Origin of the sequence: Buttiauxella sp. (assembly GCF_049686335.1) — a bacterium.
GTDB lineage: Bacteria > Pseudomonadota > Gammaproteobacteria > Enterobacterales > Enterobacteriaceae > Buttiauxella.
The window spans coordinates 67,429-93,306 of the sequence record NZ_JBAVHX010000025.1 but is presented as its reverse complement, the minus strand read 5'-3'; the positions used below and the strand labels follow the sequence as shown (position 1 = coordinate 93,306).

General features: G+C 50.1%; 26 protein-coding genes. 8 read left to right on the top strand and 18 right to left on the bottom strand.

Translation table 11 applies throughout. The annotated features are described in order from the left end of the window. Window positions 1–83: 83 nt before the first annotated feature. A complete protein-coding gene (locus WBL83_RS16725; RefSeq protein ID WP_424590204.1) occupies window positions 84–1,475 on the bottom strand; it encodes a nucleobase:cation symporter-2 family protein in 1,392 nt (463 codons plus the stop codon). 230 nt (window positions 1,476–1,705) lie between these two features. Between WBL83_RS16725 and gltS the strand changes: the two genes are divergently transcribed. Continuing rightward, window positions 1,706–2,908, top strand: coding sequence for a sodium/glutamate symporter (gene gltS, locus WBL83_RS16720; RefSeq protein ID WP_424590203.1), 1,203 nt, complete (start codon window positions 1,706–1,708; stop codon window positions 2,906–2,908). 4 nt (window positions 2,909–2,912) lie between these two features. Here gltS and recG read toward each other — a convergent pair whose 3' ends face one another. The 5 genes from recG to gmk are packed head-to-tail and all read right to left on the bottom strand — an operon-like array spanning window position 2,913 to window position 8,776. Beyond that, a complete protein-coding gene (recG, locus tag WBL83_RS16715; RefSeq protein ID WP_424590202.1) occupies window positions 2,913–4,994 on the bottom strand; it encodes an ATP-dependent DNA helicase RecG in 2,082 nt (693 codons plus the stop codon). Between the two features lie 4 nt (window positions 4,995–4,998). Continuing rightward, complete coding sequence (gene trmH / locus WBL83_RS16710) at window positions 4,999–5,688, bottom strand: tRNA (guanosine(18)-2'-O)-methyltransferase TrmH (protein ID WP_424590201.1); 690 nt, start codon at window positions 5,686–5,688, stop codon at window positions 4,999–5,001. A gap of 4 nt (window positions 5,689–5,692) precedes the next feature. Continuing rightward, window positions 5,693–7,804, bottom strand: a complete 2,112-nt coding sequence (gene spoT, locus WBL83_RS16705; protein ID WP_270141730.1) for a bifunctional GTP diphosphokinase/guanosine-3',5'-bis pyrophosphate 3'-pyrophosphohydrolase — start codon at window positions 7,802–7,804, stop codon at window positions 5,693–5,695. Between the two features lie 18 nt (window positions 7,805–7,822). Further along, window positions 7,823–8,098 carry a DNA-directed RNA polymerase subunit omega gene (rpoZ, locus tag WBL83_RS16700; protein ID WP_034461476.1) on the bottom strand — a complete coding sequence of 92 codons (276 nt, stop codon included), beginning with the start codon at window positions 8,096–8,098 and terminating at the stop codon, window positions 7,823–7,825. A gap of 54 nt (window positions 8,099–8,152) precedes the next feature. Beyond that, the gene (gmk, locus tag WBL83_RS16695; protein ID WP_424590200.1) at window positions 8,153–8,776 is read right to left on the bottom strand and encodes a guanylate kinase; all 624 of its coding nucleotides are present in this window, start codon (window positions 8,774–8,776) and stop codon (window positions 8,153–8,155) included. 256 nt (window positions 8,777–9,032) lie between these two features. Here gmk and ligB point away from each other — a divergent pair, with 256 nt between their 5' ends. After that, entirely contained in the window at window positions 9,033–10,721 is a 1,689-nt protein-coding gene (ligB, locus tag WBL83_RS16690) for an NAD-dependent DNA ligase LigB (RefSeq protein ID WP_424590199.1), read from the top strand. On the opposite strand, the gene WBL83_RS16685 is transcribed toward ligB, so the two are convergent. After that, entirely contained in the window at window positions 10,718–11,335 is a 618-nt protein-coding gene (locus tag WBL83_RS16685) for a trimeric intracellular cation channel family protein (protein ID WP_424590198.1), read from the bottom strand. The two genes, ligB and WBL83_RS16685, sit on opposite strands and share 4 nt — an antisense overlap. A gap of 248 nt (window positions 11,336–11,583) precedes the next feature. Beyond that, a complete protein-coding gene (locus tag WBL83_RS16680; protein WP_424590197.1) occupies window positions 11,584–12,447 on the bottom strand; it encodes a YicC/YloC family endoribonuclease in 864 nt (287 codons plus the stop codon). 124 nt (window positions 12,448–12,571) lie between these two features. On the opposite strand from WBL83_RS16680, the gene rph reads away from it, so the two are divergent. Together rph and pyrE are read left to right on the top strand one after the other, a co-directional pair. Continuing rightward, window positions 12,572–13,288, top strand: coding sequence for a ribonuclease PH (gene rph, locus WBL83_RS16675; protein WP_424590196.1), 717 nt, complete (start codon window positions 12,572–12,574; stop codon window positions 13,286–13,288). 63 nt (window positions 13,289–13,351) lie between these two features. Next, window positions 13,352–13,993 (top strand): orotate phosphoribosyltransferase, encoded by a 642-nt coding sequence (pyrE, locus tag WBL83_RS16670; RefSeq protein ID WP_424590195.1) that lies wholly within the window; start codon window positions 13,352–13,354, stop codon window positions 13,991–13,993. Between the two features lie 31 nt (window positions 13,994–14,024). Here the strand turns inward: pyrE and slmA are convergent, their stop codons facing one another. The 3 genes from slmA to coaBC all read right to left on the bottom strand — a co-directional run bounded on the left by slmA (window position 14,025) and on the right by coaBC (window position 16,389). After that, window positions 14,025–14,621 (bottom strand): nucleoid occlusion factor SlmA, encoded by a 597-nt coding sequence (gene slmA, locus WBL83_RS16665; RefSeq protein ID WP_424590194.1) that lies wholly within the window; start codon window positions 14,619–14,621, stop codon window positions 14,025–14,027. A gap of 120 nt (window positions 14,622–14,741) precedes the next feature. After that, window positions 14,742–15,200 (bottom strand): dUTP diphosphatase, encoded by a 459-nt coding sequence (gene dut, locus WBL83_RS16660; RefSeq protein ID WP_183272936.1) that lies wholly within the window; start codon window positions 15,198–15,200, stop codon window positions 14,742–14,744. Further along, on the bottom strand, window positions 15,178–16,389 hold the full coding sequence (coaBC, locus tag WBL83_RS16655) for a bifunctional phosphopantothenoylcysteine decarboxylase/phosphopantothenate--cysteine ligase CoaBC (RefSeq protein ID WP_424590226.1): 1,212 nt from the start codon (window positions 16,387–16,389) through the stop codon (window positions 15,178–15,180). The genes dut and coaBC overlap by 23 nt, the downstream gene beginning before the upstream one ends. A 177-nt stretch (window positions 16,390–16,566) precedes the next feature. Between coaBC and radC the strand changes: the two genes are divergently transcribed. The 4 genes from radC (at window position 16,567) to mutM (ending at window position 18,748) form a co-directional block, all read left to right on the top strand. Beyond that, entirely contained in the window at window positions 16,567–17,232 is a 666-nt protein-coding gene (gene radC, locus WBL83_RS16650; protein WP_424590225.1) for a RadC family protein, read from the top strand. A 216-nt stretch (window positions 17,233–17,448) separates the two neighbouring features. After that, the gene (gene rpmB, locus WBL83_RS16645; protein WP_034461465.1) at window positions 17,449–17,685 is read left to right on the top strand and encodes a 50S ribosomal protein L28; all 237 of its coding nucleotides are present in this window, start codon (window positions 17,449–17,451) and stop codon (window positions 17,683–17,685) included. 13 nt (window positions 17,686–17,698) lie between these two features. Then, on the top strand, window positions 17,699–17,866 hold the full coding sequence (rpmG, locus tag WBL83_RS16640) for a 50S ribosomal protein L33 (protein WP_002208990.1): 168 nt from the start codon (window positions 17,699–17,701) through the stop codon (window positions 17,864–17,866). A 72-nt stretch (window positions 17,867–17,938) separates the two neighbouring features. After that, the gene (gene mutM / locus WBL83_RS16635; RefSeq protein WP_424590193.1) at window positions 17,939–18,748 is read left to right on the top strand and encodes a bifunctional DNA-formamidopyrimidine glycosylase/DNA-(apurinic or apyrimidinic site) lyase; all 810 of its coding nucleotides are present in this window, start codon (window positions 17,939–17,941) and stop codon (window positions 18,746–18,748) included. 3 nt (window positions 18,749–18,751) lie between these two features. On the opposite strand, the gene coaD is transcribed toward mutM, so the two are convergent. The 7 genes from coaD to rfaQ all read right to left on the bottom strand — a co-directional run bounded on the left by coaD (window position 18,752) and on the right by rfaQ (window position 25,788). Next, a complete protein-coding gene (gene coaD / locus WBL83_RS16630) occupies window positions 18,752–19,246 on the bottom strand; it encodes a pantetheine-phosphate adenylyltransferase (protein ID WP_424590192.1) in 495 nt (164 codons plus the stop codon). After that, a complete protein-coding gene (locus WBL83_RS16625) occupies window positions 19,243–20,019 on the bottom strand; it encodes a glycosyltransferase family 2 protein (RefSeq protein ID WP_424590191.1) in 777 nt (258 codons plus the stop codon). The genes coaD and WBL83_RS16625 overlap by 4 nt, the downstream gene beginning before the upstream one ends. Continuing rightward, window positions 20,019–21,293, bottom strand: a complete 1,275-nt coding sequence (waaA, locus tag WBL83_RS16620) for a lipid IV(A) 3-deoxy-D-manno-octulosonic acid transferase (protein ID WP_424590190.1) — start codon at window positions 21,291–21,293, stop codon at window positions 20,019–20,021. Before waaA ends, WBL83_RS16625 begins: the two co-directional genes overlap by 1 nt. Window positions 21,294–21,461: 168 nt before the next feature. Next, window positions 21,462–22,463: a glycosyltransferase gene (locus WBL83_RS16615; protein WP_424590189.1), complete on the bottom strand. Its 1,002-nt coding sequence runs from the start codon at window positions 22,461–22,463 to the stop codon at window positions 21,462–21,464. A 20-nt stretch (window positions 22,464–22,483) separates the two neighbouring features. Next, window positions 22,484–23,584 (bottom strand): glycosyltransferase, encoded by a 1,101-nt coding sequence (locus WBL83_RS16610; RefSeq protein WP_424590188.1) that lies wholly within the window; start codon window positions 23,582–23,584, stop codon window positions 22,484–22,486. Window positions 23,585–23,587: 3 nt separating this feature from the next. Next, a complete protein-coding gene (locus WBL83_RS16605) occupies window positions 23,588–24,715 on the bottom strand; it encodes a glycosyltransferase family 4 protein (RefSeq protein WP_424590187.1) in 1,128 nt (375 codons plus the stop codon). Beyond that, a complete protein-coding gene (gene rfaQ, locus WBL83_RS16600; RefSeq protein WP_424590186.1) occupies window positions 24,712–25,788 on the bottom strand; it encodes a putative lipopolysaccharide heptosyltransferase III in 1,077 nt (358 codons plus the stop codon). Before rfaQ ends, WBL83_RS16605 begins: the two co-directional genes overlap by 4 nt. Between the last annotated feature and the right edge of the window lie 90 nt (window positions 25,789–25,878).

Sequence of the window (25,878 nt, the reverse complement as noted above, 5' to 3'; positions counted from 1 at the left end):
ATTTACCGTTATAGCTCAAGGATCGGATTGTCAGGAGAGGGAACACGCGCTGGGGCTAACAAATCACCAGCGCGTGAAGTACATCAATTTTTCTCAGGCGGGAAAATCAGATTTAACACGATAGCGGTGATACCACCGGCAGCAATACCGGAAGAGAGCAAGGTTTTCAGCCACTCCGGCGCGAACTGCAAAATCAATGGCTGCTGAGACACGCCCATACCGACTGCCAGCGATAAGGCGATAATCATAATTGCGCGGCGGTTCAGCGGTTCGCGGGAGACAATACGCACACCCGATGCGGCGATGGTGCCGAACATCACGATGGTCGCGCCGCCTAATACCGGCTCAGGAATGTGTTGTACGAAACCGCTCACGGCCGGGAACAAGCCGAGAACAATAAGCATCAGTGCTACAACAAAACCGACATAACGGCTGGCAACACCGGTAAGTTGAATCACGCCGTTGTTTTGGCCAAAACAGGAGTTCGGGAAGGTATTGAACACGGCAGAAACACAGGAGTTCAGGCCGTTAGCCAGCACGCCGCCTTTCAGGCGTTTCATATATAGCGGGCCAGACACCGGCTGCTCAGAAACGTCAGACGTTGCCGTAATATCACCGATGGTTTCCAGTGACGTCACCATAAAGACCAGCATCAGCGGGATAAGCAGATTCCAGTCGATGCCCAGGCCGTAATACAGCGGTGTTGGGACCATAATCAGGTCGGTGTTTGCTGTGGGTGGAGCGTCAGGCAGCATGCCCATCGCCCAGGCGAGCGCATAACCCACAGCCATGGCGATAACCAGTGACGCCACTCGCAAGTAAGCGTTGCGCTGGCGGTTAAGCAGAATGATAACCAGCAGCACCGCACCGGCAAGCAGCAGGTTTTTCGGTGCGCCGAAGGTATGGTCGCTCATCGCGGCATAGCCGCCGCCGATGGACGTCAGGCCAACCTGAATCAGAGAAAGGCCGATGATCATGACAACAACCCCTGAAACCAGCGGGGTGATGATGCGGCGAGCCAGGTGCAGGAAGCGCGATAACAGCATTTCGGTACAGCTTGCGAGCATCAAGGTGCCAAACAGGGCCGCCATCATTGTCGGAACGTCGGCTCCGCCATTTTTCAGCGCCATACCGCCCATAATCAGCGGAGAAACAAAGTTAAAACTGGTGCCCTGAATAGACAGAAGCCCAGAACCTACCGGGCCCCAGGCTTTAATCTGAATAATCGATGCAACACCTGAGGCGAACAACGACATACTGATAATGTGTTGGGTATCTTCGGCTGGAAGTCCCAGGGCCTGGCAAATCAACATCGCAGGCGTGATCACCGCAACAAACATCGCTAACAAGTGCTGACCGGCAGCAAAAAGAGTTTGTGCGAGAGGAGGTCTGTCCTCGAGGCGGTAAATCAGTTCACTGGAACGAGCCTGAGCAATCGGTTGCGCATCTTCAGACTCAACAGCATTAACAGACATCAGAAATTATCCCTTGGTGAAAAAACGGTGATTTTAGCGGACTGAATGGTAAAAGCAAACGTTTGCTAACATACTTTCTTAAGATAAAAAGCATCTATAACCAGCTTTTTATATAACTTTTGACTCCTTTTTGGTTAAAATCCAGCTGCTGATTTTTCTAGAACCTGAAAATCCAGTGAAGGATAAATTAAAAGCGTCTGTGAGAAATATGCGCAAACAGGAGCAATTCTATGTTTTATCTCGATACTCTTTCTACCCTTGTTGCTGCGACTCTCGTGTTGTTACTGGGCCGAAAAATGGTCCACACCATACCGCTACTCAAAAAATACACTATTCCTGAACCCGTAGCGGGTGGTCTGTTAATCGCCCTTGCCTTGCTCGTGCTTAAAAAAAGTGTCGGTTGGGAATTTGAATTTGATATGAGTCTCAAAGACCCATTGATGCTCGCTTTCTTTGCCACTATCGGCCTGAATGCAAACCTTTCCAGCCTGCGTGCAGGTGGCAAAGTGGTCGGTGTTTTCCTGATTGTGGTGGTGGGTTTGCTGGTGATGCAAAACGCCATTGGTATTGGTATGGCGAGCCTGCTAGGCCTTGATCCAATAATGGGCTTACTGGCGGGTTCTATTACTCTGTCTGGCGGCCATGGTACGGGTGCTGCCTGGAGTAAATTGTTCAGTGAACGTTATGGCTTCCAGAATGCCACCGAAGTTGCCATGGCTTGCGCAACGTTCGGTTTGGTTTTGGGTGGTTTGATTGGTGGGCCAGTTGCACGTTACCTGGTCAAACACTCATCCACACCAGATGGCACGCCGGATGACAGTATTGATCCTACCGCTTTCGAAAAACCGGCAGTAGGGCGCATGATCACCTCGATGGTGTTAATTGAAACCATCGCGATGATTGCTATCTGTCTTACCGTGGGTAAGTTTGCGGCGCATCTCATTCAAGGCACCAGCTTTGAATTACCGACGTTCGTTTGCGTATTGTTTGTGGGGGTTATCCTCAGCAACACACTCTCGCTGCTCGGCTTTTATCGGGTATTTGAACGTGCGGTTTCGGTGCTGGGGAACGTCTGTTTATCTCTGTTCCTCGCCATGGCGCTGATGAGCCTGAAGCTTTGGGAGTTGGCCTCACTGGCGCTGCCAATGCTGGCGATCCTGACAGTGCAAACCATCTTTATGGCGCTGTATGCGATTTTCGTGACCTACCGATTGATGGGGAAAAACTACGATGCAGCGGTTCTCGCCGCAGGGCACTGTGGTTTTGGTCTGGGAGCAACACCAACAGCTATCGCCAATATGCAGGCAATTACCGAGCGTTTTGGCCCGTCGCACATGGCGTTCCTGGTGGTTCCGATGGTTGGCGCGTTCTTTATTGATATCGTCAACGCGCTGGTCATTAAGATGTACCTGATGTTGCCAATCTTTGGCTAAATTATCAGGCGTTTGAATAGCGTTCCGTTTCAGGCATCCAGCGCTCAATGAGCGCGGTTGCCTGTTCTGGATAGCGTTCATGGATATGGCGTGCAAGGCGCTGTACTTCAGGGATCATCCCTTGGTCGCGCAGTAAATCTGCCACTTTAAACTCGGCGTTGCCTGTCTGACGCGTACCGAGTAATTCCCCCGGCCCACGAATTTCCAAATCCTTTTGCGCAATCACAAAGCCATCGTTGCTATCACGTAACACCTGCAAACGCAGCTGCGCTGTTTTCGACAGAGGCGACTTGTAAAGCAGCACGCAATGAGACGCGACGGCACCACGACCGACACGGCCGCGCAGCTGGTGGAGTTGCGCAAGCCCCAGACGCTCTGGGTTTTCGATAATCATCAGGCTGGCATTTGGGACATCAACGCCCACTTCAATCACCGTGGTGGCGACCAGCAGATGAATCGACCCTTCTTTGAAAGCCTGCATCACTGATTGCTTTTCTTGCGGTTTCATCCGGCCATGTACCAGCCCGACATTCAGATTCGGCAGGGCGGCTTTCAGCTCATCCCAGGTCACTTCTGCGGCCTGTGCTTCAAGTAACTCCGACTCTTCAATCAGCGTACAAACCCAGTATGCCTGACGGCCTTCATCGCTACATGCGCCACGTACGCGGTCGATAATATCGTTGCGACGACTATCCGGGATGGCAACCGTGGTGACCGGGGTACGACCTGGGGGCAGCTCATCGATAGTCGACGTATCCAAATCCGCGTAGGCGGTCATCGCCAGCGTTCGAGGAATTGGCGTTGCGGTCATGATAAGTTGATGAGGGTGGAATCCTTGAATCTGGCCTTTTTCCCACAGCGCCAGGCGCTGATGAACGCCAAAGCGATGCTGTTCATCAATGATAACCAGTGCGAGCTGAGAGAACTGCACTTGTTCCTGGAAGATCGCGTGTGTTCCTATCACCATCGAGACCTGACCACTGGCGATGGCATCTTGTTGCGCGATACGCGCTTTGCCTTTTTGCTTACCCGCAAGCCAGCCAACCTCAATGCCTAATGGCGCAAACCACTGACGAAAATTGTTAGCATGCTGTTCGGCGAGTAATTCTGTTGGCGCCATCAAACCGACTTGTTTGCCGTGCGCAATCGCCCGCAATGCGGCAAGTGCCGCAACCAGCGTTTTACCCGAGCCCACATCGCCTTGCACCAGACGCATCATCGGTACATCCAGCGCCATATCATGTTCAATTTCTGCCACGACACGCTGTTGTGCACCCGTAGGTTTAAACGGCAGTGCGGCCAGCAGTTGGTTTTTTAATTCATCATGATTATGCAGGGGCAAAGCGTGATAACGCTGAGCACCCGCACGGAGCGCGAGCATACTGAGATTATGCGCCAGTAATTCTTCAAGGATTAAGCGCTGCTGAGCCGGGTGCTTCCCCGTTTCCAGGTCGGCTAACTGCATCGTCGGTGGCGGACGATGCAAAGTACGCAACGCTTCAGGCAGGCTCATCATTCCCGTGCTCAAATCCGCAGGGAGCAATTCAGTGATAGCGCAGGTATCCAGCAATTCCAGCGCCTGATCGGTCAGTTTGCGCAAAGTGGCCTGGCGAATCCCTTCAGTTGTCGGATAAACCGGTGTCAGGGTTTCCTGCAATTCTGGTGTACTTAGGTCACCCTGAATGCGGTATTCCGGATGAATCATCTCAGCGCCGTGCGTCCCACGCTTTGCTTCACCATAAGCAAGCACTCGTTTTCCGGTTGCGAGGCTGTTTTTCATTGCCGCATTGAAGTTGAAAAACCGCATGGTCAGGATCCCGGTGCCATCAGAAATTTGGCAGGTCATCATCCGGCGACGACCAAAACTGATATTACAGTTCAGCACTTCACCTTCTACCGTGGCGTGCGTGCCCGGCATGAGGTCGTTGATTGGATAGAGATGCGTGCGGTCTTCGTAGCGAAGCGGGAGGTGAAGCAGAAGATCCTGAATGGTGTGCAGGCCAATTTTGGCCAGTTTGCCGCTCTGGCTGGCACCCACTCCGGCAAGCGTACTCAACGGTATGGCGTCCAGCAAACGACCTTTCATCTGACTACTCCGCAGACTGCATTGTGGCCCACCATGCGGCATCAGCTTCTATTTCACCTTGCTGATTCACATGCGGGTAGGGCAAACCTTTCCGGCGGGAAACTCGCGCCAGTACAGGATAGCCGCCTTCAAACAGCAGACGCTGTTGTTCGGACTCTGGCAGGGTACTGTTTTCACGATGATACATTCCGGCGTTTTGACGCTGGCGCTGTGCTTCATAAAGAATAAGTGCGGAGGCCACGGAAACATTGAGCGATTGCACCATCCCGATCATCGGAATAATGATGTCCTGGTCTGCCAGCGCTAATGCTTCTTGAGTAATGCCGGTTTTTTCCTGCCCCATCAAAATACAGGTTGGGCGCGTGTAATCAATTTCACGGAAATCGACAGCTTTAGCAGAAAGGTTGGTCGCGAGGATTTGCATTCCGCTGCTTTTGAGAAGAGCAACGGCATCGCCGATATTACGATGGGTTTTGACTTCAACCCAGGAGTTGCTGCCTGCGGCTGAAGAGGCCATGGTGCGCATTCGGTTACCCGGCCAGACCGCGTGAACTTCATGAACACCAACGGCATCGGCAGTACGAATAATCGCCGAGACGTTATGAGGTTTATGGACTTGCTCCATACAGACAGTCAGATCAGGCTGACGCCTTGCGAGCATCTCGCAAATACGCGCATAACGTTGAGGATTCATAACACTAGTTTCGGTTGCGGGTAACTTTAATCACATCCGGCATCACGCGGATTTTACGCATGAGGTTCGCCAAATGGACACGGTCACGTGCAGTCAGGCGAATGAACGCACTGTAAACACGGCCATCTTTCTCTTCAGTATTCAGACTTTGAATATTGGAGCCTGCGTTATTGAGCGCAGCCGTCAGGTTTGCTAACGCACCCTGATGGTTAAACATATCCACCTTAATTTCGGTGGTGAACTCTTGCTCGGTCTCTTTATCCCATTCCACTGCCATGAACTTCTCTGGCTCTTTTTGGTAGCCACGGATGTTACGGCAAGACTCATGATGGATAACCAGCCCTTTGCCTGGACTGACGTGCGCAATAATCGGGTCGCCAGGGATTGGGCGGCAACACTTAGCAAAGGTAATCAGCACGCCATCTGCACCTTTAATCGGCAGATGACTATGAGTCGGTGAGTGGCCTTGCTGCACCACAGACGATTCACCTTGCAGGTTTTTCGCGACCACCACACTCATGGCATTACCGAGGCCGATTTCAGCCAGCAAATCATCAAGCGTGGCGAGCTTCATACGCTCCAACTCACGCTGAATATTTTCTGGCGGAACTTCAGCTAATTTACGGCTGCCACCTAAGGCATGGTTTAGCAGACGGCGACCGAGACTAACGGAGTCGTCACGCTTGAGATTTTTCAGCATCTGGCGGATTTTGGCGCGCGCTTTAGAGCTCACGACAAAATTCAGCCAGGCGGCGTTCGGGCGAGCGCCTGGAGCGGTAATGATTTCGATTGTCTGGCCGCTGCTGAGCGACTGAGACAGCGGATAGGGTTGTCTGTCGACTCGCGCACCGACACAGGCGTGGCCGATGTCAGTGTGAACTGCATAGGCGAAATCAACAGGTGTCGCGCCCGCAGGCAGTTCGACAATACGCCCTTCCGGGGTGAAAACGTAAATCTCATCCGGGAACAGATCGGATTTTACGCTCTCGATAAATTCAAATGAGCTGCCTGCACTTTGCTGTAATTCCAGCAGGCTTTGCATCCAGCGCTGGGCGCGGATTTGTGCCGTTGTGCCACTTTCACCTTGCTCTTTATAAGCCCAGTGCGCGGCAACCCCCATCTCAGCCATCTGATCCATATCTTCGGTACGGATTTGCACTTCAACCGGCACGCCATGTGGGCCAATCATTGAAGTGTGTAAAGACTGATATCCGTTCGCCTTCGGAATGGCAATATAGTCTTTCACCCGGCCAGGACGTGGCTTGTAGAGGCTATGCATTTGCCCAAGGACGCGATAACAGGTATCCATATCGTGGACAATTACGCGGAAGGCGTAGATATCCATAATCGAGTGGAAACGCTGTTCTTTGAGCGTCATTTTGCAATAGATGGAGTAGAGATGTTTTTCGCGGCCGCTCACGCGACAAGGAATGCCCGCTTCTTGCAAACGCCCGTCAATTTCAGAGAGGATTTTTTGAATCATCTCTTTGCGATTACCCCGTGCCGCTTTAACCACTTCTTTAATGACGCGGTAGCGGTTCGGATAAAGCGCTTCAAAGCCTAGCTCTTCCAGCTCAGTCTTGAGGTGATGAATACCAAGACGGTGTGCCAGAGGGCTATAGATTTCGAGGGTTTCGCGAGCAATGCGGCGACGCTTATCAGGGCGCAATGCCCCGAGAGTGCGCATGTTGTGCGTACGGTCGGCGAGTTTGATCAGAATGACGCGGATGTCTTGCACCATCGCCATGATCATTTTGCGGAAGTTTTCAGCCTGAGCTTCTTTCTTATCGCGGAATTTCAGTTTGTCTAGCTTAGATACCCCTTCCACCAGTTCGGCAACGCTTTTGCCAAACAGTTGTTCCATATCCTGGTAGGTGGCAGGGGTGTCTTCGATCACGTCATGCAGGAGTGCGGCCATCAGCGTTTCAAAGTCGAGTTTCATCTCGGCCAGAATGCAGGCAACAGCTACGGGATGGGTGATGTAGGGTTCACCGCTTGAACGTGCTTGTCCCTCGTGAGCATCACGCGCAACAAGGTATGCTTGCCGAAGTCGCTTTATTTGCTCCTCGGGCAAGTATTGTTGAATCAGTTGATTCAGGCTTTCAAACAGATACAAGGGCTACCCGCAGGCTAATTAACGACGACCTTCAGCAATAGCGGTAACAGCCTGCAGTTCTGCGGCTTCCTGCTCTTGCTGCTCCTGACGATCACGAACATCGAGAATCTGGTTGGTGATCAACCCTTCTTCGATTTCGCGTAGTGCGATTACAGTCGTTTTATCGTTTTCTTCAGGCACCAGTGGATCTTTACCACCAGTTTGCATCTGACGAGCGCGACGTGCGGCGACCAGAACCAGGTCAAAACGGTTACCAATTTTCTCAACAGCGTCCTGAACAGTTACGCGTGCCATAATTAAAATGCTCCACAGATGAAGAAATGACTGGGCATGATACTGAAACTGGGCTCAGTCTGCCAATAGTTTGCTGATTAAAGCGTCATGTCGCGCTTTTTGGCGACCCATTCGTAGACGCTCGGCACGAATGATAATTTTTAAATCTGACAGTGCGGTGTCAAAATCGTCGTTGACGATTAAGTAGTCATATTCAGCATAATGGCTCATTTCTGCAACAGCTTGCTCCATTCGCTTAGTGATAACTTCTTCACTGTCTTGCCCACGGCCACGAAGGCGGCGGTCCAACTCGTCTTTTGACGGCGGCAGTATAAAAATACTGCGGGCTTGCGGCATTTTCTGACGAATTTGCTGCGCACCTTGCCAGTCAATATCCAGGAACACATCCACACCTGTTGCCAGAACTTGTTCAATGGCATGGCGTGAAGTGCCGTAGAAATTGCCAAACACTTCGGCGTGCTCAAGGAATGCGTCTTCAGCAATCATCTGCTTAAACTCTTCCTTTTCTACAAAGAAATAGTGCTCGCCGTGGTTCTCTCCCGGGCGAATACCGCGGGTGGTATGGGAGATAGAAACCTGTGTGTCATAAAGCGGTTGTGTCTTTAACAAAGCCTGGATGAGGCTGGATTTTCCCGCGCCACTTGGGGCGGAAACGATATAAAGCGTGCCTTGAGCCATGAGTTCTAACTTATTCGGTAAGCATAAAAAGAAGTGCGTATACGGGCCTATTATACACGGCGTCTCCGTGTCACGGAGAATTTGTCGTGTTCCCCGGCAATATTTCTACCAATTTGCGTAATGTTTTCCAAAAAACACCGCTTGTTACTGCAACAAATTAAATACCTCTGAAAGCTCCTCGCATCATTTTTAATCGCCATTAGCACTGCATGTTTGCTGGCGTTATATCTCTTCTCGCTTCTACACGGAGGGACTTATGAAGTGGATAACAAAACTTATCGGGTTTATGGGACTGCTGAGCGCCATGGCGTCGGCAACGTGTCCGGCCTGGTCATCTGTGCAAGCGCAGCAGGAGATGGCGAAATTGAATGAAAAGCTCGAGAAGTGGGATCAAGCTTATTACCAACAAGGTGTGAGTGAAGTCAGCGATGCAACCTATGACGGTCTGCGCGGGCAATACAATGAATGGCAGCGATGCTTTCAACCCTCGGAAAAGCCACCACAGCCGCTTCTAGCCACACAGGGAAAAGCGTTACACCCGATTGCGCATACCGGTGTCAAAAAACTGCCAGACCGTATCGCCATTGCCCGGTGGGTAAATGGCAAAACCGATCTCTGGGTCCAACCTAAAGTCGATGGTGTGGCGGTGACTCTGATTTATCAGCATGGTCATCTGGCTAAACTGCTTAGCCGAGGGGATGGTGAGAAAGGGCAAGACTGGACAGAAAAGGCCAAAAAAATCCCCACTATCCCTAAGACTGTTTCAGGTCCACTGGCCAATAGCGTATTGCAAGGCGAGGTTTTCTGGAAAAGGGATAAGCACATACAGAAAACGATGGGGGGCATCAGTGCGCGAGCAAAAGTGGCCGGTGCCATGATGAGTCAAAGCGACCAGGACCTGCTTCAAGAGCTGGGGATTTTCATTTGGGCGTGGCCAGATGGTCCTGCGGATATGAATTCGAAGCTGGACACGCTCGCTCAGGCTGGTTTTCCGCTAACCAAAATTTGGTCCATACCTGTTAGCTCTGTAGAAAAAATAGCGATGTTGCGCGAGGACTGGTTTACGACCCCCCTTCCTTTTGTGACCGACGGTATCGTGGTTCGTGAGGCAACAGAGCCGGCGGGGAGATATTGGCTTCCAGGTAAAGCAACGTGGGTGATTGCATGGAAATTCCCGCCTGCTCAGCAAATTGCCGAAGTTAAGGACATTCAATTTACGGTAGGGCGCACAGGAAAGGTGGCCGTGGTGCTCAGACTGAACCCCTTACAGATCGATGATAAACAGGTTAAACGGGTGAATGTAGGTTCAGTCAAACGTTGGCAAACTCTGGATATTGCCGTGGGCGATCAAGTGATGGTGAGTCTTGCAGGGCAAGGGATCCCGCGCGTTGATGAAGTGGTATGGCGTGTGAGCCAACGCAACAAACCGCAGCCACCCACAGATAAAATGGTTACACCCCTAAGCTGTCTCTTTTTTGAAGTCTGGTGCCGCGAGCAATTTATTGCGCGCCTGGCCTGGATGAGTTCTCCAGCGGTTCTGAACATCAATTGGGTAAGCGTGCGTTCCTGGCAGCAGATCCAACAGAACCTGAGTCTTAAGCATATTTTTGCCTGGCTCACTGTCACCCAGGAAGAACTTTTGCAGATAAATGGAGTTTCACCAGCTAAAGCGGCTCATCTTTGGCAGCAATTCTCGCAAGTTCGCCAGCGGCCTTTCAGGCAGTGGCTGCTCGCATTTGGTTTACCCCTACCCCGCGCTGTGTTTGCCACGCTGCCCGATTCACAGTGGTCGCAGTTAGTTGCGCGTGATGAGCTGAGTTGGCAAAAACTACCGGGTATTGGTGCTGTGAGGGCCAAAAAGTTGGTGGAGTTTGTAAATCATTCCCAAATTGCTGCGCTAGTGGTTTTTCTTGCGCAGCAGGGAATTCGGGGATTTGCCGACTAGTGGTCCGCGTGTTTGTAATGAAACACCGGCAAACCAAGGCGCAGGCGTAACGCGAGCAAGCGTGTGGTGAAACCGAAAATGAGGGTGGAGATAATTACAACGTCCTGGTTCGAAACGTAGTGCTCCAGAACGATGTAAAGCACCGCGGAGGCAAAAGCGATTCCGGCATAAAGCTCTTTCTGGAAAACCAGAGGGATACGCTTACAAAACATGTCGCGCAAAACACCTCCAAATACGCCCGTAACAACGGCTGCAATGATGGCGATGATCGGGCCTTCGCCCATATCCAATGCTATTTGCGCACCGATAATGGAAAACACCACAAGTCCAAGAGCATCGAGTACCAGGAAAAGGCGACGAAGATGGGGCATTACCGGGGCAAATACAGTGGTCAGTACGGCTGCGATGGCGACGATCACCACATACTCTGGATGTTTCACCCAACCTAATGGGTAGTGGCCGAGAAGAATATCGCGTACCGAACCACCTCCAAGTGCCGTGGCTGTCGCAATGATTATCACGCCGAAAGTATCCATGCGGCGGCGGCCAGCAGCTAACGCGCCGGTCATTGCTTCGGCAGTAATACCGACCAAATAAAGAATATGTAGCAGCACTGATACCTCCTGTAGAAACGCGTAGAGGGTAGCGTTTTGTGAATAAAGTCACGATTGAGTTTTTCTAAAGCGTTGGGTTTTGGATTATATTTTCTAATGACTGGATTTTGTTTTTATCAGAAAATAAGGGTTTCTCGATGAGTTTTAATTTTTTGGTGGATTAATTTTATTGAGGTTAAAGTGATGGGGGATATCAATTCACATTAAAAAGCCCGCAATATGCGGGCTAAGAAAGTCCAAGCAGAAAATTACTCGATGTTCTGAATCTGTTCACGCATCTGTTCAATCAGCACTTTCAGTTCGATGGCTGAATTGGTGACATCTGAATTGATGGATTTTGATGCCAGGGTGTTCGACTCGCGGTTGAACTCCTGCATCATAAAGTCGAGACGACGGCCAACGGCTTCTTTTTTCTTCAGGATGTTGTAGGTTTCTTTGACGTGCGCTTCGAGTCTGTCCAGCTCTTCAGCAACATCGACACGCTGCGCCATCAACACCAGCTCTTGCTCCAGACGGTTGTTTTCCAACTGAACTTGAGCATCTTCGAGTTTCGCCACCAGGCGTTCGCGCTGCCATTTCAGGACTTCTGGCATTTGAGCACGAACATTGACAACTTCAGCGCTCACGCCTTCCAGACGTTGCTCAATCATTGCTTTCAGAGCTTCACCTTCAGTTTCGCGGGCAACAATAAAGTCGTCCAGCGCGCCATCAAGCGCTGCCAGAATTTCAGCAGTAATGGCATCAAGATCTTGTTCCTGAGCGGACATAACACCCGGCCAGCGCAGAATATCGACCGGATTAATTTCGCCTTCGTCGCTTTGCATTTTTACCCAATTCGCTGCTTCAACCAGCTGCTTAGCCAGTTTTTCATTAAGCAGCAAAGAGCTTTGTGCGCGAGTATCGGGCTCGAAACGCAGGTTACATTCGATTTTTCCGCGAGTTAAGCGGGTGCGAATACGCTCGCGAGCCACAGGTTCGAGGCTACGGAACTGTTCCGGCATACGGATGTAAGTTTCAAGATAACGCTGGTTTACCGAACGTAACTCCCAGGTGGCGCTGCCCCATTCGCCTTTTACTTCACGTCGGGCATAAGCGGTCATACTGCGGATCATATTTCGTAGCCGTATTCTGTAATAGATGTGGGGATTATAGCCATGCCAGGACTTGCAGGATAGGAATAAGCGAGCGAAGTCCGTATAATGCGCAGCCACATTCGTTTTAGCCGGAGATAACCCCATGCGTCCATCAGGTCGTAGCGCCGAACAAGTGCGCCCAGTCACCCTGACCCGTAATTACACCAAACACGCAGAAGGCTCCGTGCTGGTCGAGTTCGGCGATACTAAAGTACTTTGTACCGCCACCGTTGAAGAAGGTGTACCGCGCTTTCTGAAAGGCCAGGGCCAGGGTTGGATCACTGCTGAATACGGCATGTTGCCACGTGCGACTCACAGCCGTAATGCTCGCGAAGCGGCAAAAGGTAAGCAGGGCGGCCGTACTCTTGAGATCCAGCGCCTGATTGCGCGTTCTCTTCGTGCAGCAGTGGATTTGAAAGTCCTTGGCGAATACACCATTACGCTGGACTGCGATGTGCTGCAGGCAGATGGCGGCACCCGTACTGCATCTATTACAGGTGCATGTGTTGCACTGGCTGATGCTCTTAAGAAGCTGGTCGCCGCAGGCAAACTGAAAACTAACCCAATGAAAGGGATGGTTGCAGCCGTTTCCGTCGGTATCGTAAACGGCGCCGCTTTGTGTGATCTCGAATATGTTGAAGATTCTGCTGCAGAAACTGACATGAACGTCGTGATGATGGAAGATGGCCGCATGATCGAAGTTCAGGGCACCGCTGAAGGCGAGCCGTTCTCCCATGAAGAGTTGTTGTCGCTACTGGCGCTGGCGCGAGGGGGAATCGAAACTATCGTAATGTCGCAGAAGGCGGCATTAGAAAATTAATTTTCAAGGCGACTTTAATAGTCGCCTTTTTTATATCTATATGACATGCATAGGAGCAAATCCATGAAACCGTATCAGCGCCAGTTTATTGAATTTGCGCTTAACAAGCAGGTACTGAAGTTTGGCGAATTTACGTTGAAATCCGGGCGTACCAGCCCTTATTTCTTTAACGCTGGACTATTTAATACCGGGCGTGATCTGGCACTGTTGGGCCGTTTTTATGCCGCCGCGTTAGTGGATTCTGGTATTGATTTTGATTTGCTGTTTGGGCCGGCTTACAAAGGTATCCCTATCGCGACGACGACTGCCGTTGCATTGGCAGAACATCATGAGCGTGATATCCCTTATTGCTTCAACCGCAAAGAAGCCAAGGATCACGGTGAAGGTGGCAGCCTGGTCGGCAGTGCCCTGCAAGGGCGCGTGATGCTGGTGGATGACGTGATCACTGCCGGTACTGCAATCCGTGAATCAATGGAAATTATTGCAGCCAATAACGCCTCGTTGGCGGGTGTTCTTATCTCACTGGATCGTCAGGAACGTGGTCGTGGAGAAATCTCTGCGATTCAGGAAGTGGAGCGCGATTATCAGTGCCAGGTGATTTCTATCATCACTCTCAAAGACCTGATTGATTATCTGGAAGAAAAACCTGAGATGGCCGTGCATTTAGCCGCGGTGCGCGAATACCGTACCCAGTACGGCGTGTAAATAAAAAGGGCCTTTCAAAGGCCCTTACTTTTTAACGAAGTTGTGCGGCAATCAGCGGCCAGCGGGTATCAAAATCACTTGTCGGTAAATAGCGGAACTCGCTACGTACAAAACGCGATAACGTTCCTTCACAAAATGCCAGCAGTAAGCTCGCAAGTAGCGATTCATCCGTGCTGTAACCTTCACCTTCACGCATCTTTCTTTCACGCATGACCTGGCGCAATTGCACTTCGATACGTTCAAAGAGCTGATTGATACGGCCTTGCAGGCGGTCTTGTTCAAACATCAGCGCATGCCCGGTGAGAATGCGCGTCAGTCCAGGATTACGTTCACCGAATCCCAGAATCAAGAGAACAATTAAGCGCAGACGTGCGTGGGTATCTTTCTCATCTTTCAGAATGAGGTTGATACGGGTAATCAGACTGTCTTCAATAAATTCGATAAGGCTATCGAACATTTTCGTTTTGCTGGGAAAATGTCGATAAAGTGCAGCTTCGGAAACACCTACAGTCGCTGCGAGCTTGGCAGTCGTAATTCGTTGGCTACCATCGCTGGATTCAAGCATTTGGGCCAGAGACTGAAGTATTTCTTCGCGACGATTCCGTTTCGCAATTTGCTTTTCTGCCATGTTCTAAAATACCCCTGAAATAACGCACTTGTCAGGCAGGTAGCCACACAGCGCTCGCAAACTTAAAGTTTGCGGTTTTTTCACATATTTTACGCTGTGGGGTTACGTTCTTAAATGAAGTTACTGGCGTCCTGAATGGCCGAAACCACCTTCGCCACGGTCGCTAGAATCGAAATCTTCAACCAGGTTGAATTCGGCCTGAACGACAGGCACAAATACCATTTGAGCAATTCGCTCACCGGGTTCGATAGTGAAGTGATCCTGGCCGCGGTTCCAGACGGAAACCATTAACTGCCCCTGGTAGTCTGAGTCTATCAGCCCAACAAGGTTGCCTAAAACAACGCCATGCTTATGACCAAGACCTGAACGAGGCAAAATGACTGCCGCAAGAGTTGGATCGGCGATATGGATAGCCAGCCCGGTTGGAATCAGTTTGGTTACACCAGGAGCAAGCTCTACGGCGTCATCCAGACATGCGCGTAGGTCAAGACCCGCAGAGCCGGAAGTAGCATAAGTCGGCAGTGGGAATTGTTGGCCAACGCGTGGGTCCAGAATTTTAACGTCGATTTTTTTCATCATAACGGGTAACTATCTCGTTCAGTAAAAGATGGCCAAGGAGTTCTTTACGCTCAAGCGGTAAGACTTTGTCTCCATCCTGCCAGAAAAGGTGTAATGCATTGTTTTCGCTGTTAAATCCTTGTCCTGCCTGTGATACGTCGTTGGCACAAATCAGATCAAGGTTTTTACTAACGCGTTTTTGCTGGGCGTATTCTTCCACATTATTTGTTTCGGCGGCAAACCCAACAACATAAGGACGATGAGTTAAAAGTGCTGCGACACCGGCGACAATATCCGGGTTTTTGATCATTTTTATTGTGATTTCATCGCCTTGCTTTTTGATTTTTTCATCAGCAACAGTTGCGGCACGATAGTCTGCAACCGCGGCACAGCCAACGAAAATTTGTTGCTCCTGCACGTGCTGTTGGACTGCGGCTTCCATTTCCAGGGCTGTGATGACATCAACTCGTTTAACCCATGGTGGCGTTGGCAAAGAAACCGGGCCTGAAATTAACGTCACATTTGCACCGCGTGCAGCAGCAGCAGCTGCGATGGCATAACCCATTTTCCCGGAACTATCGTTGGTGATGTAGCGCACGGGATCCAGGCGTTCGCGGGTCGGGCCGGCGGTAATCATGACATTGAGATGTTGCAGATCTTTGATCACAGCAAAATGTTGAGCGGCCATATCTACAATCGTTAATGGGTCTGGCATCCGGCCAGGGCCGATATCGCCACAGGCCTGGCTGCCGCTATCTGGACCCCAAAGCAACAAACCGCGTGAGGAGAGAACATCAAGGTTATGTTGAGTCGCTGCGGCCCGGTACATCTGTTGATTCATTGCAGGGACAACAGCAACAGGGGCAGGTGTCGCGAGACAAATCGTGCTCACCAGGTCATTTGCCATACCTGCAGTAATGCGGGCAATTAAATCAGCCGTCGCGGGTGCAAGGATAACTAAATCAGCCCATTTACCTAATTCTATATGACCCATTGCTGCTTCGGCGGCGGGATCTAACAAGCTGTCTGACACCGGATAACCTGACACGGCTTGTAAACTCAGTGGCGTAATAAAGGCTTTTGCCGCCTCTGTCATGACCACTCTTACCTCAGCCCCGCGTTCACGCAGACGGCGTACCAGTTCCGGGGTTTTATAAGCCGCAATACCGCCGCTCACACCCAGAACAATTTTTTTGCCAGAAAGCCCCATCATGATTTTTCCACCAGAAGTCACAGTCATTTGGCTATTTTACCACACTCACTGAGTAACGACTTTTTTGCAGTTTGCGAGATATCCCGCATGTGGAAGATCTGCATATCGTGTGGGCTTATCAAGTTGTGCACAATGAGCTGCATAAAGGGCAAGGAGGTTCTGATGAGTGAGATAATCGAGCAGGAAAGAGCATGTCTGCCGCGAGAGAAGCTGCTGGAATTTGGCGCCGCCTCATTAACCGATGTCGAGTTACTGGCGCTATTTTTACGAACAGGCAGTCAAAACATGAATGTGCTGGCGTTTGCGCAGAGCTTGTTACATCAATTTGGCTCAATTAGCCGGCTGTTGTCGGCTGATTACTCGCAATTTAAAGACGTGAAGGGCATTGGTCATGCGAAATACACCCAGCTTAACGCTATCGCTGAGCTGGCAAGGCGTTACTACTATTCGCGGGGCGTTGAAGAGCTTTCTTTAAAAGGGCCAGATTCAGTCAGGGAGTTTATTCAAAGCCAACTGACGACCGCAGAACGCGAGATCTTCATGGTTATTTTCCTCGATAACCAAAACCGGGTGATTAAACATAGTCCAATGTTTGCTGGAACATTGAACCATGTAGAGGTCCATCCGAGAGAAATTGTACGTGAAGCGATGAAATCAAATGCAGCGGCGCTAATACTCGCGCATAATCACCCGTCTGGTCGAGCAGAACCGAGTAAAGCTGATCGTGTTATCACCGAACGCATCGTAAAAGCTTGCCTGTTTATGGATATTCGAGTGCTCGACCATCTTGTTATTGGCCGTGGAGAGTACGTTTCTTTTGCAGAACGTGGGTGGATTTAGGCCGAATTTCGCGATCCTTGGGGATCTTTGTCTGTTCGGGACTTGAGCACATGCGTTAGGCAGCGTATACTACGCCACCTTTGAGAATCTCGGGTTTTGGCATTATGCGCCTGGCACTGTGGTTCACATTGAACCGCCAGGGACCAGGCTTGCGGCCTGACGAGGCGCCATAACCCTATACGAAGCTCGAGCTAATTTGATTTTTGGAGAATAGACATGTCCCGAGTCTGCCAAGTTACTGGCAAGCGTCCGGTGACCGGTAATAACCGTTCCCACGCAATGAACGCGACCAAACGCCGTTTCCTGCCGAACCTGCACTCTCACCGTTTTTGGGTTGAGAGCGAGAAGCGTTTTGTCACACTGCGTGTATCTGCTAAAGGTATGCGTGTAATTGATAAGAAGGGTATCGAAACGGTCTTGGCCGATATGCGTACCCGTGGCGAGAAGTACTAAGAGGAACTAAGTCATGGCTAAAGGTGTTCGCGAGAAGATCAAGCTGGTTTCTTCTGCTGGTACTGGTCACTTCTATACCACCACGAAGAACAAGCGTACTAAGCCGGAAAAACTGGAACTGAAAAAGTTCGATCCAGTTGTCCGTCAACACGTACTGTACAAAGAAGCTAAAATTAAATAATTTTAGAATCTTTGATGAAAACCTCGCTTCGGCGGGGTTTTTTTGTTTTGAGGCTTTGAGTTTGGAGGAGCGATGCCAGAATTACCTGAAGTAGAAACCAGTCGTCGTGGTATTGAACCCCATCTGGTGGGTGAAACTATCCTGCATGCCATCGTGCGTAACGGGCGTTTACGTTGGCCAGTCTCCGATGAAATCCATGCTCTAAGTGATAAACCCGTCTTAAGCGTGCAGCGTCGCGCTAAATATCTGCTTCTCGAACTGCCTGATGGCTGGATTATTATCCACCTTGGCATGTCGGGTAGCTTGCGCATTCTTCCTGAAGATTATCCTGCGCAAAAGCATGACCATGTCGATTTGGTGATGAGCAATGGCAAAGTCCTGCGGTATACCGATCCGCGCCGCTTTGGTGCCTGGTTATGGGCGAAAGAGCTAGAAGGGAGCAATGTGCTGGCGCATCTTGGACCCGAGCCGCTAAGCGAAGCGTTTTCGGTAGAGTATCTGCGTGAAAAGTCTGCGAAAAAGAAAATGGCGATAAAGCAGTGGATTATGGATAACAAGCTGGTGGTCGGTGTGGGTAACATTTATGCCAGTGAATCGCTGTTTGCAGCAGGCATCCATCCCGACCGCACCGCCCAGTCACTTTCCCTCACTGAGTGTGAAATTCTGGTCAAAACCATTAAATCGGTACTGTTACGTTCGATTGAGCAGGGTGGGACAACGCTAAAAGATTTTCTGCAGTCAGATGGTAAACCTGGCTATTTCGCTCAGGAGTTGCAGGTTTACGGACGGACAGGTGAACCCTGTCGGGTTTGTGGTGCGCCAATCGTTACCAGTAAACATGGGCAGCGCAGCACGTTTTATTGCCGCCACTGCCAGCACTAAATTTTAGTCTGCGGATTCCTGTTTGAGTTTGTCCAGCAGCGCTTTGCAGACAGCTTCAGGCAGGAAGTGCGCAACATCGCCCTGGTGACGCGCCACTTCTTTCACCAGCGATGACGAGACAAAAGACCACTCTTTTGACGGCATCAGGAACACGCTTTCAAGTTCAGGCATTAAATGGCGGTTCATGTGAGCCAGTTGCATCTCATACTCAAAATCTGCCGCTGTGCGTAACCCTCTGACCAGAACGTTAGCATTTTGCGTTTTAGCAAAATTCGCCATCAGATCGCTAAAGCCGACAACTTTAACGTTTGGCAGGTGTGCAATAACCCCTTGGGCCAGCTGAACTCTTTCTTCCAGTGTGAACATGGTTTTCTTGTGCGGGCTATTCGCGATAGCCAGAATCAAGTTATCAAACATCATCGAAGCACGTGTCACGATGTCCAGGTGACCGTTGGTAATGGGATCAAACGTACCAGGATAAATCGCCAGAGTGGTCATAGAGTTTTGTTTTCCGTGTAGCCTTGATTCAGTGCCCAGAGTTCAGCGTACTTGTTAAACGTATACTGTGCATTGACCACCGCAAGTAACCAGCCCTGCTTTCCATCAAGAAAGCCCGCCCGCAACAGCAGTGTTTTACAGAAAGCACCCAATGTGTGGCCGAAAATCCCTGCAATGGAGACTCGTTTACCGCGTTGGTGGCGCTCCTGTGCCCATGCTGTCGCATAATTTAACTGTTTACGTTGGAAGCTGGCGAAATCACGGCAGGTCAAATGGAGCAAATCCCCTTTGAGCGGGATAACTTTTGCGCCGGGTGCTTCGAGAGATTCATGCACCTGGTTATCATTATAACGGTAGCATGAACGGGCATAGAGGCGTGTCACGCGATCCGGATACCATCCACTGTGGCGCATAAAACGGCCAAGGAATAAGTTGCGGCGCGCAATACTGTATACTGCCTGTGGCTGAGGATTATCTAACACGGCTTTCAGCGCGCTGGCCAGTTCCGGCGTCACACGCTCATCGGTATCGATCATCAGAATATAGTCATGACTGGCGTAGTTTTGTGCCAGTTGACGCTGCTTACCAAAGCCTTGCCAGTTTTCGTTAATGAAAACTTTCGTACCCGCCTGAAGGGCTATCTCAACGGTAGAATCGGTACTTCCGGAATCCAGTAAAACCACTTCATCTGCCCACGCGACCGAAGCCAGGCATTCTGGCAGCACGTCTGCCGCGTTTTTAGCGATCATGACCACTGACAAACGATTGGGCATTAGTGGCTCCGTTGCGGCAGGTACGGTTGCAATAATTGTAGTAAGCGTTGCAGAGCGCCCTGATTCTGATGAAGGACTTCCACAGCATGACGGCCGTAGTAAAGACGGTAATCTTCATCGGTGAGCAGGGTAGTGATTTCACTCACCAGCGACGAGGCATCCGTGACGGTAATCAATCCATCCGCACGCTGCAATCTGGCGCAAATATCTTTGAAATTGAAGGTATGTGGACCCATTAAAACTGGGATGGCATGCGCTGAAGGCTCCAGTGGATTATGGCCTCCGCGTTCAACAAGGCTGCCGCCCACAAAGGCGAGGTCGGCAATTCCATACAACATCATCAGTTCGCCCATTGTGTCACCAATTACAACTTGCGTGCTGCTGGACGGTTTTTCGCCACTGCTGCGCATGATGTAACTGAAGCCTGCCTTCTGAGCCATATCCCGAGCATCTTTGAAGCGTTCCGGATGACGTGGCACCAGAATGAGCAGCAAATCAGGGAACCTGGCCAGCAGTTGACGGTGAGCATCCAGAATAATGCTCTCTTCACCATCATGGGTGCTGGTGGCAATCCATACTTTACGATGCGGAGCCCATTGGCGGCGAAGTGTAATCGCACGTGCAGCAAGCTCTGGGGTCACAGAAATATCAAATTTCAGGCTACCGGTAACGGTTAACTGAGAGCGTTTCAGACCAAGCTCGATGAAACGGCCGCCATCTTCTTCATTCTGTGCGGCGATGAGGGTAATTTTGCTCATCAGACGGCGCGTGAATTTGCCCAGTTTTTTATATCCCTTCGCCGAACGGGCAGAGAGACGAGCATTGGCAATGACCAGTGGGATTTTACGTTGGTGTAATTCGTTGATCATGTTGGGCCACAATTCAGTTTCCATCACGATCACTAATTTAGGGCGCACGGTATTGAAAAAGCGCTTCATTGCGCAAGGGAGATCGTAAGGCAAATAAACATGATGCACATTTTGCCCAAATGCCGACTGCGCACGTTCCGAACCTGTTGGAGTCATTGTCGTGACGGTAATGGGAATGGTCGGGTAGCGATGACGCAGGGCACGAACTAACGGAATTGCCGCCAGCGTCTCGCCTACGGAGACTGAATGCAGAAGAATACCATCGGGTTCCACTTTTCCACGGCAATAGCCGTAGCGTTCCGCCCAGCGTTTACGGTACGCGGGAGCTTTACGGCTACGGAGTAACAGTCGCAGCCAAACAAATGGCTGAATTAGGTAGAACAGGGCGGTATACAACGATTCCAAGCGAATTTTCCGTATTTTCATTATCGGCGGGCAAATTCTAAGCATTCGGGAAGCTTAAAGCTATTGTTTTGGTAACATCACGAAGGCATTGCTTAGTATTAAGATGAGTTAATGCTTGAATTGTAGAAGTAGCGGGCGGTATGCGACCACCCGCTTAAGAGCTGTTTATCAACCGGGTACGCGAGTCGCTTTCTTCAGTTTCAGATAACGACGGCCCAGGCGCCAGCGTAGTCGGAATCCGCGGGCATTTTTCCAAATCAGACGCCAGATACCGCGATCAAAAAACTCCTGAATGATCATCTTCTTTTTATGCGGATCTTTCATATTGTTGAAAGTGTGCAAGATCCCAAGACCTTCTTTGGCGATTTGCCAGTTACAGGCTGGAATATTCTTTACCGCTTCCGGATAACGCTGGTTAATGGTTTCCAACATTTCCAGTATTTTCATGTAATGACGAGCTGAACGAATCAGTGTGTCATCAGTATCGGGTTTATGGGAAACCGAGGCTGAATGGATGTAGTAATCGTAATATTGCTCGTCCGTGTATTGAACACGCTGCGCAGCAAGTAATACTTCTGTTGTCCACGGGATATCCTGATGGCGCAATCCGGGTTCAAAGATAAAGCCATGTTCACGAATAAAATCATGACGATACAGGTTCAGCCAGGTCACGTGCAGAAACTTGCGTGAATCCAACGCACGTTTAAGCCACTGAGGGCCACTCAGGACGTCGGTCGACTTAAGTTTGTCTCGTGGAAAGATGGGACGTGAAGGTTTTTTGTTGTTTTCGTAGACGTAATTCCCATTACATGTCACGACATCCAGGTTATTTTTTAGTGCTAAATCAAGTAAATGTCGATACATGCCGGGCTTAAAGTCATCATCGATATCCGGGAAAGAAAGGTACTCACCCGTTGCTACCGCAAGCCCGGTATTACGCGCAATCGAAACGCCCTGATTTTCCTGCTCAAGGATTTTCATGCCAGAAAACTTGCTGCGCCAGGCCTCAATAATCGCCATGGAGCCATCGGTTGAACCATCGTTCACCATAATGACTTCCATGCCGTCGATGTTCTGCGCCTCAAGACAGGCAAAGAATTTCGCCAAAAAAGATTCGCCGTTATAAACAGCAACGACAACGCTAAGGAGTGGACGTGGATTCTGTTGCATAAAATTACCTGGAAATATTGTTATCTTTCTTCCGTTGCCAGAGACAAGTACTGCTGGCAGATGGCACCAATGCTATATGACTCAATGGTCGTGGTATCAATAACGGGTGGGTTGTTATAAATATCCAGCATGGTGTCCGCAAATTCCTGAGCGCTCATACCTGAAAGGCCGCGAGCCAGTTCACCAGTAAGAATCTCTGCCGGCCCGCCCGGGCAACGTGTACTCACTGCAGGTGTCTGGCAAATCAGAGCTTCGACCAGTACGTTGCCAAACCCTTCACAATCGGAGCTAAGCAGCAGCATGCGCGCATTGGCAATCCACGGGTAAGGATTTGATACGAAAGGTTTTATCATCACACGATCGGCAACACCCGCTTTCGCGGCCATTGCTTTTATTTCGCCGATACGCTCGTCACTGCCGTTACCCATCAGGACAAGTGGCGCCTGAATTCCACTGAGTGAATAAGCACTGATCAGCCGGTCATGGCGTTTATGCTCATGGAAGCGGCCAACGTGGATTAAATAGTCCTGCCCAGTCATTTCGCAGGGCTCTTTAGCTTTTAAATATATGCCGTCGATATCGAATGGATTATGGATAACGGTGCCATTGGACAACGTAATATCGAATGCATTCGTAATATCTTGCAGCACCGCCTGAGATACGGCGACGACATTGCTGTTTTGGTAAACGCTTTGAATTTTCTTACGTTTTAGCCAGCGAGAGAACCCCTGTCGATGCTGAAGATATGAGTAAGAGAACATGCCATGAACACAGTACCAAAGCTTCTCACGCGGAATTGATTTGGTATGGGCAACAATGCGGTCGGTTTTATGCAAGTGAGAAAAGACGAGGTCAAAATTCCCTTTTTTCTGCGCTTGTTCTACCGCGCTATCCAGAAGCGCAGCTCGGCGTGACAATTCAGTCAGTTTGCGCCAGGGTTTTTTACAGGTATCCAGAACGACCTGATAATCAACGTCTTCCGGGATCTCATAATCACAGACGCGACGTAGCGAGAAAACGGAAACCTGATGGCCCATTCCGACTAAACCTTTGGATAGGGTCAGTACGGTCTTCTCAGCGCCGCCGCCAGGTAAACCATCAATAATCATTAGGATACGCATCGTCTAATCCAGTATGTTTTGATACAGCGAAATAAGTTGCTGTGAAAGTTTTTCCGGTGTCGCATCCCTGACGCGTTCGCGAGCATAACTCCCCATTTTCTCATCCACAAAGCGTGAAGAAATAGCCATTACCGCTTCTGAAAGTTGTGGGATATTGAGTGCATCACAAACGTATCCGTTTTGTCCGGTTGTTATAAATTCAGCCCCACCGCAAGTGGTGGAAGTAATAACCGGTAAGCCACATGCCATTGCTTCAAGAATCACATTGGGAAATGGATCATATAGTGTTGGCAGTAATAGTCCATCAGCGGCCTGATAGAAAGGCAGCGTATTTTTCTGCATTCCCATAAAGCGTATCCGATTCACGCAACCCAGAGATTGTGCCAGTTCTCGATAGCTTTTCTCGGCTTTATCTTGCCCGACCACAATCAGATAGCGATCGGTTTTTGCGATGGCCTTGATAGCACTGGCCAGTCCTTTACGCTCAAAACCTGAGCCGACAAAAACCAAAGTTACTGCGTTTTGCGGGATAGACATTTCATCACGCCACTTCATACGCTGTTCTTCATTTGCCGGAACGAAGCGGGAGGAGTCAATGGCATTATAGATGACATGTATCTTATTAGCAGGAATAGAGAAATCTTCGATAATTTCTCTTTTAACCATTTCAGCATTACAGATGACCGCTTTTAGCTCAGGAGCCTGATACATCGCCCGTTCAGCCTGCATCACATAACGATGGTAGCGGTCGAGAAATAGCCACTTTCCACGCCATGAGGGTAAAATTCTTGCGCGTTGCATTAACCACCGGCGGTGAACACCGTCACCCGCGCGATAAATATCACAGCCCGCGATACGTTCATGGCTTTGAACAATATCGAAATTCTCGCGTTGCCATAGCGTTCTTGCCGCGTCAGCAAAGCCTTTTTCACGGCTTATTCGACCGAGCTTCATCGGATCGCAAATATGGATATGCCAGTTATCCTGACGCTCACCTTGCCATTGCCGGGTGATAACGTTGAGCTCCATATCATGGGCGCTAAGCGCCTCAAGTGCGCGTGAAACGAAACGCTCAGCGCCACCATCGGGACGATATTTTTGGCGGACAATAGCCAGACGGCAGCGCTTCATAACAACTGTTTCCTTGCAGCAGCGACAACAATATCGACCGGGATGGCATCGAGATAACGTTCTTTCGTATTGGTATCAATTTTGTCAGGGTCTGGCAGTTCGCCAAAATCCCCTGCCCAAATAACTTCACCGACAACGTCCCACGGGCTCCAGAAGGTCAGTTTTGAAGGGCCGAATAGCGCGATGCATGGCGTTTTAAACGCGGCAGCCATATGCATGGGTACAGAATCAACACCAATGAACAGCTGGGCGTGATCGATCAGCGCCGCTAATTGACGAAGCGTTAACTCTCCTGCCAGGGAATGAATACGCTCTGAGGGACATAACGAACGAATTTTTTCAATCATCGCTTTTTCGTTTTTATCCGGCCCTGAGGTTAACACCAGGGTATGCCCGTCTTTTTGCAAAGCAGTGATTGTTTCAGCCATTTTCCCCTCATCCCAGCATTTGAAGAACCAGCGGGATGTGGGTTGCACCACAATATAAGCAGCTTCTACCCCATTGCTTTGCAGTTTCGTCTGCACAGAGTGCCAGTCGTCAGGCTGATAGCTCATTGTGACGTCCCTGACAGGCGCAATATTCAATGGGGTAAGAATGGATAGGTTTTGTTCCACAGTGTGCAGGGTCTGGTGACCGGACACTGAAGCGAGTTGAGTGTGGCAATGTTGCCAGAACCAGCCGCGGCGCTTATTGAAGTCGAAACCGATTCGCGAAGGAGCGCCGGTGAAGCGAGAAACAATGGCGCTACGCCACTGATCTGCAAGATTGATAACCAGGCTGTATTTTTGCTCGCGCAAGGTTTTGAGTAATTGCCATTCTTTGCATAAATGCTGACGCGTACCCAGTTTGCGCCATTTACGGTCAATTCCATAAATATGATGAATGCTTGGATGCGCCGCTAGCATGTCTCGCGTTTCTTCATAGAGCAGAACATCGATTTCTGCTTGTGGCCAGGCTTGATGTAATGCGTTGATCACTGGAGTCATGAGCAACATGTCACCATGATGGCGCAACTTTATCAGTAATATACGAGCAGGGGGCACGTTCGCGAGATCATTCAAAGCGTTATTCATTATCATCTTTAGGTGATTAACCAAAGAGTGATTCTAATAGACCTTGAGTATGGTTGCTACATTTGTGCTCAGGAGTGAGAAATTTGAACG

What these genes read in the sequence shown, in the direction of transcription:
- rph (WP_424590196.1), top strand. Translation starts at nt 12,572, where the DNA reads ATGCGTCCATCAGGTCGTAGCGCCGAACAAGTGCGCCCAGTCACCCTG.
- recG (WP_424590202.1), bottom strand. Translation starts at nt 4,994, where the DNA reads ATGAAAGGTCGTTTGCTGGACGCCATACCGTTGAGTACGCTTGCCGGA.
- coaBC (WP_424590226.1), bottom strand. Translation starts at nt 16,389, where the DNA reads ATGGGGCTTTCTGGCAAAAAAATTGTTCTGGGTGTGAGCGGCGGTATT.
- WBL83_RS16610 (WP_424590188.1), bottom strand. Translation starts at nt 23,584, where the DNA reads ATGCGTATCCTAATGATTATTGATGGTTTACCTGGCGGCGGCGCTGAG.
- ligB (WP_424590199.1), top strand. Translation starts at nt 9,033, where the DNA reads ATGAAGTGGATAACAAAACTTATCGGGTTTATGGGACTGCTGAGCGCC.
- pyrE (WP_424590195.1), top strand. Translation starts at nt 13,352, where the DNA reads ATGAAACCGTATCAGCGCCAGTTTATTGAATTTGCGCTTAACAAGCAG.
- WBL83_RS16625 (WP_424590191.1), bottom strand. Translation starts at nt 20,019, where the DNA reads ATGCCCAATCGTTTGTCAGTGGTCATGATCGCTAAAAACGCGGCAGAC.
- rpmB (WP_034461465.1), top strand. Translation starts at nt 17,449, where the DNA reads ATGTCCCGAGTCTGCCAAGTTACTGGCAAGCGTCCGGTGACCGGTAAT.
- WBL83_RS16605 (WP_424590187.1), bottom strand. Translation starts at nt 24,715, where the DNA reads ATGAAGCGCTGCCGTCTGGCTATTGTCCGCCAAAAATATCGTCCCGAT.
- mutM (WP_424590193.1), top strand. Translation starts at nt 17,939, where the DNA reads ATGCCAGAATTACCTGAAGTAGAAACCAGTCGTCGTGGTATTGAACCC.
- rfaQ (WP_424590186.1), bottom strand. Translation starts at nt 25,788, where the DNA reads ATGAATAACGCTTTGAATGATCTCGCGAACGTGCCCCCTGCTCGTATA.
- WBL83_RS16725 (WP_424590204.1), bottom strand. Translation starts at nt 1,475, where the DNA reads ATGTCTGTTAATGCTGTTGAGTCTGAAGATGCGCAACCGATTGCTCAG.
- WBL83_RS16615 (WP_424590189.1), bottom strand. Translation starts at nt 22,463, where the DNA reads ATGCAACAGAATCCACGTCCACTCCTTAGCGTTGTCGTTGCTGTTTAT.
- trmH (WP_424590201.1), bottom strand. Translation starts at nt 5,688, where the DNA reads ATGAATCCTCAACGTTATGCGCGTATTTGCGAGATGCTCGCAAGGCGT.
- coaD (WP_424590192.1), bottom strand. Translation starts at nt 19,246, where the DNA reads ATGACCACTCTGGCGATTTATCCTGGTACGTTTGATCCCATTACCAAC.
- gmk (WP_424590200.1), bottom strand. Translation starts at nt 8,776, where the DNA reads ATGGCTCAAGGCACGCTTTATATCGTTTCCGCCCCAAGTGGCGCGGGA.
- dut (WP_183272936.1), bottom strand. Translation starts at nt 15,200, where the DNA reads ATGATGAAAAAAATCGACGTTAAAATTCTGGACCCACGCGTTGGCCAA.
- rpmG (WP_002208990.1), top strand. Translation starts at nt 17,699, where the DNA reads ATGGCTAAAGGTGTTCGCGAGAAGATCAAGCTGGTTTCTTCTGCTGGT.
- WBL83_RS16680 (WP_424590197.1), bottom strand. Translation starts at nt 12,447, where the DNA reads ATGATCCGCAGTATGACCGCTTATGCCCGACGTGAAGTAAAAGGCGAA.
- gltS (WP_424590203.1), top strand. Translation starts at nt 1,706, where the DNA reads ATGTTTTATCTCGATACTCTTTCTACCCTTGTTGCTGCGACTCTCGTG.
- rpoZ (WP_034461476.1), bottom strand. Translation starts at nt 8,098, where the DNA reads ATGGCACGCGTAACTGTTCAGGACGCTGTTGAGAAAATTGGTAACCGT.
- slmA (WP_424590194.1), bottom strand. Translation starts at nt 14,621, where the DNA reads ATGGCAGAAAAGCAAATTGCGAAACGGAATCGTCGCGAAGAAATACTT.